The sequence below is a fragment of the Streptomyces griseorubiginosus genome, from assembly GCF_017614965.1.
Taxonomy (GTDB): domain Bacteria; phylum Actinomycetota; class Actinomycetes; order Streptomycetales; family Streptomycetaceae; genus Streptomyces; species Streptomyces griseorubiginosus_B.
Genome location: NZ_WVUG01000362.1, coordinates 1 through 8,258 on the forward strand (window position 1 = coordinate 1; position 8,258 = coordinate 8,258).

Annotated in this window: 10 protein-coding genes; 4 read left to right on the forward strand and 6 right to left on the reverse strand. The window is 70.9% G+C overall.

Going from position 1 to position 8,258, the window contains the following annotated elements:
- Positions 1 to 151 precede the first annotated feature (151 nt).
- Both GRC12_RS38760 and GRC12_RS38765 read left to right on the forward strand, forming a co-directional pair.
- Positions 152 to 1,342 (forward strand): DUF6777 domain-containing protein, encoded by a 1,191-nt coding sequence (locus GRC12_RS38760; protein ID WP_208785072.1) that lies wholly within the window; start codon positions 152 to 154, stop codon positions 1,340 to 1,342.
- 106 nt (positions 1,343 to 1,448) lie between these two features.
- Positions 1,449 to 1,904 carry an ATP-binding protein gene (locus GRC12_RS38765; RefSeq protein WP_208785073.1) on the forward strand — a complete coding sequence of 152 codons (456 nt, stop codon included), beginning with the start codon at positions 1,449 to 1,451 and terminating at the stop codon, positions 1,902 to 1,904.
- Between the two features lie 58 nt (positions 1,905 to 1,962).
- Here GRC12_RS38765 and GRC12_RS38770 read toward each other — a convergent pair whose 3' ends face one another.
- Complete coding sequence (locus GRC12_RS38770) at positions 1,963 to 2,850, reverse strand: RNA polymerase sigma factor SigF (RefSeq protein ID WP_208785074.1); 888 nt, start codon at positions 2,848 to 2,850, stop codon at positions 1,963 to 1,965.
- Between the two features lie 114 nt (positions 2,851 to 2,964).
- Positions 2,965 to 3,747 (reverse strand): class I SAM-dependent methyltransferase, encoded by a 783-nt coding sequence (locus tag GRC12_RS38775; protein WP_208785085.1) that lies wholly within the window; start codon positions 3,745 to 3,747, stop codon positions 2,965 to 2,967.
- An 87-nt stretch (positions 3,748 to 3,834) separates the two neighbouring features.
- Here GRC12_RS38775 and GRC12_RS38780 point away from each other — a divergent pair, with 87 nt between their 5' ends.
- Entirely contained in the window at positions 3,835 to 4,251 is a 417-nt protein-coding gene (locus tag GRC12_RS38780; RefSeq protein WP_208785076.1) for a helix-turn-helix domain-containing protein, read from the forward strand.
- Positions 4,252 to 4,272: 21 nt separating this feature from the next.
- On the opposite strand, the gene GRC12_RS38785 is transcribed toward GRC12_RS38780, so the two are convergent.
- The 3 genes from GRC12_RS38785 to GRC12_RS38795 form a co-directional block, all read right to left on the reverse strand.
- Positions 4,273 to 4,875 carry a ClpP family protease gene (locus tag GRC12_RS38785; RefSeq protein ID WP_133048663.1) on the reverse strand — a complete coding sequence of 201 codons (603 nt, stop codon included), beginning with the start codon at positions 4,873 to 4,875 and terminating at the stop codon, positions 4,273 to 4,275.
- A gap of 1 nt (position 4,876) precedes the next feature.
- A complete protein-coding gene (locus tag GRC12_RS38790) occupies positions 4,877 to 5,515 on the reverse strand; it encodes an ATP-dependent Clp protease proteolytic subunit (RefSeq protein ID WP_208785077.1) in 639 nt (212 codons plus the stop codon).
- 124 nt (positions 5,516 to 5,639) lie between these two features.
- Positions 5,640 to 6,839: an epoxide hydrolase family protein gene (locus GRC12_RS38795; RefSeq protein ID WP_208785078.1), complete on the reverse strand. Its 1,200-nt coding sequence runs from the start codon at positions 6,837 to 6,839 to the stop codon at positions 5,640 to 5,642.
- Between the two features lie 121 nt (positions 6,840 to 6,960).
- Between GRC12_RS38795 and GRC12_RS38800 the strand changes: the two genes are divergently transcribed.
- Entirely contained in the window at positions 6,961 to 7,443 is a 483-nt protein-coding gene (locus GRC12_RS38800) for a VOC family protein (RefSeq protein ID WP_208785079.1), read from the forward strand.
- 51 nt (positions 7,444 to 7,494) lie between these two features.
- Here GRC12_RS38800 and GRC12_RS38805 read toward each other — a convergent pair.
- A partial coding sequence (locus GRC12_RS38805; protein WP_208785082.1) for an SGNH/GDSL hydrolase family protein occupies positions 7,495 to 8,258 on the reverse strand: 764 nt, incomplete at its 5' end.

Sequence of the window (8,258 nt, forward strand, 5' to 3'; positions counted from 1 at the left end):
CGCCCACCCCGCCCGCCGGGAGGGCCGTCCGCGTCGGCTTGCGAGCCGCACACGACAGATGCAGACAATAGATATGTAAGTCGTCTTTGCGGCTCAACTCGGGGCAAGCCGCTGGAAACCCGCAGGGAACCAACGTCGGGAAGAAGAGCTCGTGAGCGTCGAACCGCCGTCTTCCGGCCGCCCCACAGGACCGCCCTCGGGCCCGCTGTCGGGTCCCACCGAGCCGCCGTCCGGTCCGCCCTCCGAGCCGCCGCCCGGCAGCAGCGGCGGCGCGCCCACACCGGAACCCCACCGTCCGTGGTGGCGGTCGGCACCGCGCGTCGCCCTGCTGACCACCGCGCTCGTCGCGGTCGTGGCCCTGGCGCTCGTGTTCACCCACTCGGGCGGGGGCGGCGGCAACAAGGGGCGTGAAGTCGTCCTGCAGGCCGCTGACAAGAGCGGCCCCGACCCGTTCACCGGGTCCACCGCCAAGGGTGGATCCACCGCTCCGGTCACGCCCTCCACGGCCACCGCCCCGGCCTCGTCCAACACGACGCAGCACGTGAACGGCGCCACGCCTGGGCTATACGGCGGCAGCCGCAACGTCTCCAGTTGCGACGTGGAACAGCAGATCAAGTACCTGCAGGCGGACCCCGCGAAGAGCCAGGCGTTCGCCGGGGTCGAGGGCATCACCACTTCCCAGGTCCCGGCCTATCTGCGCTCGCTCACCACGCTGCAGCTGGGCCGGGACACCTTCGTCACCAACCACGGCTACCGCAATGGCGCCGCCACCAGCTACCAGGCCATCCTCCAGGCGGGCACCGCCGTCATGGTCGACGGCCACGGCGTGCCCCGTGTCCGCTGCGCCTGCGGCAACCCGCTCACCCCGCCCGCCGCTCAGCAGGGCTCCTTCACGACAACCGGACATCAATGGTCGTCGTTCCAGCCCTCCAACGTCGCCGTCGTCACGCCCGCACCCCAGATCATCAACGTCTTCGTGATCTACGACCCCCACCACAAGGCCTGGATCGGCCGGCACCGCGGCGACACCGGGCACCACGACCGGCCGGTCAAGCCGCCGGCGCGGCCCTCGCCGTCGGTGAGCGTCACCACGCCCACGCCGTCTTCGCCGTGCGCCTCCTCGCCGGGCCCGGGTTCGGGCAAGAAGTCCCCCTGCCCGCCCAGCTCGAGCGCCCCGTCCTCACCGTCCTCGCCGTCCTCCTCGTCGCCGAGTTCCGAGTCGCCGTCGTCCGTGCCGCCCACGACCGCGCCGCCGTCCTCGGATTCCTCGTCCCTCGAGCCGCCGGCGGCCTCGAGCTCGCTGAGTTCCCTGTCGTCGGCGGGCACATCACCGGCGCTCTGAGTGGAAGCGGACACATCGGGCCGCGGCGGGGACTGCGAAGCGCGGCTCGGGGTACGAGCACTGGTGCAGCAGCGTCCGGCCGGGCCGGCTTCCGAGAGAGAAACGCATGAACGACCATGTGGGCGGAGCAGTGGTGGCAACTGGTTTCGATGTACCGGTGGAACCCCTCCGACGGGCGGCCCACTACACCGGTGAACCGGGGTGCATCGCCGAGGCCAGGGCCTTCGCCGCGCACTTCGTGGGCAGGCTGAGAGCGGAGTGGTGCGCCGAGATCGGGTCACGCGCCGAGGAGGAGGTCCTGCTCGTGGTGAGCGAGCTGGTCACCAACGCCGACCGGCACAGCAACGGCCCCTACATCCTGGAGCTGGAGGGCACGGACACCTTTGTGACGGTGTGCGTGTGCGACAGCAGCGCGGCCCTGCCCCGCCGTTTCCCGCGCGACCCCGAGCGGATCGGCCGGCACGGCCTGGAGATAGTCCACGCGCTCGCCAAGGGGATGTCCGTCGAACGGGTGCCGGTGGGCAAGCGCGTGTCGGCCGTGGTGGCGCTGAGCGCCGAATGAGTGCGTCGGCCGGCCGCCGCGGGCAATCGCGGCGGCCGGCCGCCTTCGTGCGGGTACCTCAGGCGCAGCCGAGTTCGCCCAGCATGCCCTCGCGCAGTCGCGTGATGATCCGCTTGATCAGACGGGACACATGCATCTGCGAGCAGCCGAGCCGCTCGCCGATCTCCGCCTGGGTGGCCTCCTCCACGAACCGCATGTGGATGATCTGCCGGTCGCGCTCGCCGAGCTCGGCCATGAGCGGGGCCAGCGACTGGAAGTCCTCGACGAGCCGCAGCCCGTCCTCCTCGACGCCGATGAAGTCGGCCAGCACCGCCTCGCCGCCCTCCGGTCCGTCGCCGGTGAGCGCGGCGTCCAGGGAGGAGGAGTTGTACCCGTTGGCGGCGATCTGCGCCTCGACGACCTCGTTCTCGGAGATGTTCATCAGCGTGGCCAGCTCGGCGGTGGTGGGATCGCGGTCCAGCCGGCTGGCGAGCTCCTCGCGCGCCTTGGCGAGCTCCACGCGCAGCTCCTGCAGCCGCCGCGGCACGTGCACGGCCCAGGTGGTGTCACGGAAGAACCGCTTGATCTCGCCGACGATGTACGGCAGCGCGAAGGACGTGAACTCCACCTCGCGGGACAGCTCGAACCGGTCGATCGCCTTGATCAGACCGATCATGCCGGTCTGGACGAGGTCCTCCATGTCGTCGCCGCGCCCCCGGAACCGCCCGGCGGCGAACCGCACCAGCGACATGTTCATCTCGATGAGGGTGTTACGGGCGTACTGGTACTCGTGGGTGCCCTCTTCCAGTTCCGCGAGCCGCTGGAAGAACTGGCGGGACAGCTCTCGTGCGTCGCGCGGTGCCACGGACCGGGGCTCGACGATGCCCGGAAGCGGCCCGTCACCCGTGCCGGTCCCGGGGGTCTCCGCTGTGACCTGCGCCTTCGACCGATTCACGGCGGTATTCATTTCCTCTCCCACGGAAGTCGGGGTCCGACGGTCTGTACTACCTCGGGTCCTCGGGATGCGGGTACCCCGAGTTCGGCGGACCATGCCCCCAGCAGATCCGGGAGGCGGAAAATATCACTCCGGGGTCCGGGCGGCCACGACGAGTTCGTGGAGATAACGCTTGGTGACGGTCCCGCCGAACCGGGTGTCGATCAGCTGCCGCAGAGACGTCAGCAGGCCCTGGCGGGCCGTGTCGTCCAGTGCCCGGTGGCCCGAATAGGTCAGCAGGACGTCGATGTACTGGTCGGCGGTGTAGGTGATGTCCTGGGTGACGCGGACCGGCACCGGGGTCTCGAACAGGTCGGAATCGTTCAGCTGGGCGGTCTCCGCGAAGACGATCTCGGACGCCGGCCGCAGACGCAGCCCGGGCGGGGTGGCCGGATCCCAGCGTTCGTAGCACTCCTGGGCCAGCCGGAAGAACTCCTCGGTGCCGCCCGCGACATGGTCGGTGAGGATCAGGGCCAGACGCCCGCCGGGCCGCAACGCGCGCGCGGACTTCACCAGCCGGACCGCCGGGTCGATCCAGTGGAACGCGGTGGCGGACACCACCAGGTCGAACGGCTCGTCCGGCAGCTCCCAGCGCTCGAAGTCCGCCACCCGCACGTCCACCCGGGGAAAGCCGCGCAGGCGTCGCCGGGCCACCTGTGCCATGGCGTCCCCGAGTTCCACCGCCGTGATGCGGCAGCCCGACTCGGCCAGCGGAAGGGTGAGTTGGCCGGTGCCCGGACCGATCTCCAGCACCCGGCTGTCCTGGCCGAGCCCTGCGGCGCGCGTCAACTCCTCGACGAGGGAGGCCGGATAGCGCGGCCGTGCCCGGTCGTACAACTCGGCGACCTCGTTGAACGTCTCCCGCAGCACCTTCATCGCGCCCTCCGCTCCTCGGATTCCACCCAGGGCAGAATGCCGGTCCCTTCCCATCGGGGCGATCGAATTTAGTCTGAGGGGGTGAGCAGCCAAGCGCCGAACGAAGCCCGTGTCATTCCCCTGCGCCGTCCGCAGGCCGAACGTCCCGCAGCCTCGCCGCCGCGTGAGGCGGCCCCGGCCGCCCTCACGGCCAGGGAGCCGCTCTGGCGTGACCTGGTCGGGGACGTCCTGCGGCGCGAGCGCCTCGCGCAGGAGCGCACCCTCAAGGACGTGGCGGACGCCGCCCGGATCTCCATGCCGTATCTCTCCGAGGTGGAGCGGGGCCGCAAGGAGGCCTCCTCCGAGGTTCTCGCGGCCGCCGCCCACGCCCTGGGCCTGGGCCTCGGCGACCTGCTGTCGCTGGCGCAGGGCGAGCTCACCCGGACCGGCGGCCGTCGGCACGGCCGGAGCGCGGCCACGCCCGCCTCGCCCCACAACGGACTGTGCCTGGCTGCCTGACCGTGTCGGCGGGCCGGCGCCTCAGACCGCCACCAGGCGCCGGCTCAGCACCTCGTCGGCCAGGCCGTAGGCCACCGCCTCCTCGGCGGTGAAGACCTTGTCGCGGTCCATGTCCGCGCGCAGGGTCGTGATGTCGTGGTGGGTGTGGCGCGCCAGCACCTCCTCGATCTGCGAGCGGATCCGCACCATCTCCTTGGCCTGCAGGGACAGATCGGACACCGTGCCCTGTCGGCCGCCGCTGGCCGGCTGCCCCAGCAGCACCCGCGCGTGCTCCAGCACGAACCGTCGGCCCGGATCGCCGCCCGCCAGCAGGACGGCCGCCGTGGAGGCCGCCTGGCCGACGCAGAACGTCGAGATCGGCGCCTGGACGAACGTCATCGTGTCGTAGATCGCCATCAGTGAAGTGACCGAGCCGCCCGGGGAGTTGATGTAGATCGCGATCTCGTGCTCGGGGGCCGCCGACTCCAGGTGCAGGAGTTGCGCGATGACGACGTTGGCGACGCCGTCGTCGATCTCGGTACCGAGGAAGATGATCCGTTCCGACAGCAGCCGGCTGAACACGTCGGAGGAGCGCTCGCCGTGCGCGGTCCGCTCGACGACGTACGGAATCGTGTAGTTCCCCATGTCACAGCCCCATCCGTCGCTTGGAGGCGGCCGGGCGGACGTCCGCGAGGGAGTCCAGGACCCGGTCCACCATGCCGTACTCCCTGGCCTCCTCGGCCGTGAACCAGCGGTCGCGGTCGCCGTCGCGGGAGATGGTCTCCGGGCTCTGCCCGGTGTGCTCGGCGGTGATCCGCTCGATGGTCCGTTTGGTGTGCTCCAGGTTCTCCGCCTGGATCTCGATGTCGGCGGTGGTGCCGCCGATCCCCGCCGACGGCTGGTGCATCATGATCCGCGCGTTGGGCAGGGCGTACCGCTTGCCCGTCGCGCCGACGCTGAGCAGGAACTGGCCCATGCTGGCCGCGAAGCCCATGGCGAGCGTGGAGACGTCGTTGGGGATCAGCCGCATGGTGTCGTAGATGGCGAGACCGGCGTGGACCGAGCCGCCGGGGCTGTTGATGTAGAGGCTGATGTCGGTGCGCGGGTCCTCCGCGGACAGCAGGAGCAGCTGGGCGCAGACCCGGTTGGCGGAGACCTCGTCGACCTGGGTGCCGAGGAAGACGATGCGCTGCCCGAGCAGTTGGGCGGCGAGATGGTCGTCGAAGCGGCTGGGCGGGGTGTCGCCCTCCTCGGCGCGGGGCGCGAGCGGGGTGAGTGGAGTCATCGGTTCTCCCGTCGAACGGTGATGCCGTCGCATCGTGATGCCGTCGACTCCACTCTTGGCCCGGTTCGGTGCCCCGATGCGGTTTCTCTGCCCGCGGCAGATTCGCCCCTGGCAGAGCCCGCCGTCAGCCCTTCTCGCGCAGCTGCCGGAAGAACGCCCGCACGTCGCCTACCAGCAGGTCGGGTTCCTCCATCGCCGCGAAGTGCCCGCCGCGGTCGAACTCCGTCCACCGCACCAGGTTCTCGGTGCGTTCCGCCTTGTGCCGCAGCGGGATCTGGGGTTCGGCCGGGAACAGGGCGAGTGCGGTGGGGGCGGTCGACGGCTCGGTCTGCAGGGCGACCCGACCGGTGGCGTGGGCGCGTTCGTAGTAGATGCGGGCCGCGGAGCCGGCGGTCCCGGTCAGCCAGTAGAGCATCACGTTGGTGAGCAGCCGGTCCCGGTCCACCGCCTCCTCCGGCAGCAACTGGGAGTCCGTCCACTCGTGGAACTTCTCAACGATCCAGGCGAGTTGGCCAACGGGGGAGTCCGTGAGCGCGTAGGCCACGGTCTGCGGCCGGGTGGCCTGCAGGACGGCGTACCCGGTGCCCTCGCGCGACCACTCGCTCCACCGGCGCCACGACAGCAGCGCCCGCTCCTGTTCCTCGGTGCCCAGCTCGTCCAGCTCCTCCTGCGTGGGCTCGGTGAGCTGCTGAGCCCCCGGCAGCAGGTTGAGGTGGACGCCGATCACCCGCTCGGGGTGGGCGCGCCCCAGTTCCCGGGAGATCGCCGCGCCCCAGTCGCCGCCCTGCGCTCCGAAGCGCTCGTAGCCCAGGCGGCGCATCAGCTCCGCCCAGGCGTCCGCGACCCGGCCCGCCTCCCAGCCGGTGTCCGTGGGCGGCCCGGACAGCCCGAACCCGGGAATGCCGGGGACGACGACATGGAAGGCGTCGGCCGGGTCGCCGCCGTGCGCGGCCGGGTCGGCGAGCGGGCCCACCACGTCCAGGAACTCCACGATCGATCCCGGCCAGCCGTGCGTGATGATCAGCGGGGTGGCGTCCGGTTCGGGGGAGCGGACGTGCGCGAAGTGCACGGTCGAGCCGTCGATGGTGGTGGTGAACTGCGGCCACCGGTTCAGCTGCGCCTCGGCGGCTCGCCAGTCGTAGCTGTGGCGCCAGTAGTGGACCAGCTCGCGGAGGTAGTCGGCCGGCACGCCGTACGCCCATCCGGTGCCCGGCAGCTCGTCCGGCCAGCGGGTGCGGTCGAGGCGGTCGTGCAGGTCGTCGAGGTCGCGCTGCGGGATGTCCAGGCGGAACGGGCGGATCGTGTCCGTGGGGGATGACGTCATGTGCGGAGCCTAGGCGGGGCCGTCGCAGGACCATATGGATTAATCGGCCGCCCCACCGATGAGTTCCGCCGCCAGGATCGGTCGGTAGAGGTGACAGCGTTCCACGCCCCAGGAGGAGCCCATGACCACCGACGGATTCACCACCTGTCTCTGGTTCGACGGACAGGCCGAGGAGGCCGCGCACTACTACGTCTCGATCTTCAAGAACTCCAGCATCGGCCGCGTCGGCCGGAACGTCGAAGGGGGAGCGGGCCCGGTCGGCTCCGTGCTGGCGGTGGAGTTCACCGCCAACGGCCAGAAGTTCGTGGCGCTCAACGGCGGGCCCCAGTTCACGTTCAACGAGTCGATCTCCTTCCAGATCTTCTGCAAGGACCAGGAGGAGATCGACTACTACTGGACCAAGCTCACCGAGGGGGGCGGCGAGCCCGGCCCCTGCGGCTGGCTCAAGGACAGGTACGGCCTGTCCTGGCAGGTCGTCCCGGACAAGCTGATCGACATGATCAGCGACCCGGACCAGGAGAAGGCCTCCCGCACCACCAAGGCGTTCATGGCGATGTCCAAGTTCGACATCGCGGCCCTGGAGAAGGCCTACGCGGGCGAGTGACGGCCCGTCCGGCTGCTGCCGCCGTGGGCGCGCGGGGGCACTGGCCGGTGGTCAGTGCCCTGCTGCCTGCCGCGCGATCACCCGGGTGACCTCGCGGGCCATGCGCAGGATGCCGGGGGAGCGCACCGGGCACGGCTTCGGGGTGGACGTCGTGGGGACCAGGCAGAAGTGCAGATAGTCCGAGCTCAGGTGGAGGGCGGTACGGTCCTGGTCCGGCCGGGTGCAGTAGTCGGGGTGCGCGTGCTCGTAGGCGGTGCACGGCAGGTACTGCGCCCAGGTGTAGCGGGCCCCCGCCGGGCTGACCGTCGAACCCGCGTCGGCGACCAGGTCGTGGGAGGCGGCGGCCTGCTGCTCGTACATCTCGTTGACGCGGCGCACCCGGTCCGGGGTGATGGGGTCAGGTCCCTGCAGCACCCACACGATCCTCGGACGTTTCGCCCCGCCCGCGTCCGCGATCTGCTCGGTGAGTCTGCGCAGGTCGGCGCGGTAGCGGGTGAAGTACCGCCGCTGCGAGTCGTTGTAGGTGATGCCGTCCATGCACCACGTGTAACCCCAGGCGTTGCCCCAGAACTGCATCACCACATAGTCCGGATGCCGTGCCCGTACCAGCGCGGCGGCCTTGTCGGCGTCCGGCACCAGCGAGCGCGCCCCGGTGCCCTCGAGATAGTCGCAGAGGGTGGTGCCCGAGTACGGGGCGCTGGTGTAGGTCGCGTTCAGGTCCGTGCGCAGCTGGTGCCCGAGGACGTTCTGGGCCTCCATCGCCAGCGAGTCGCCGAGGTACAGCACCCTGGGGGCCACGGCCGGGCGGCCGGGGG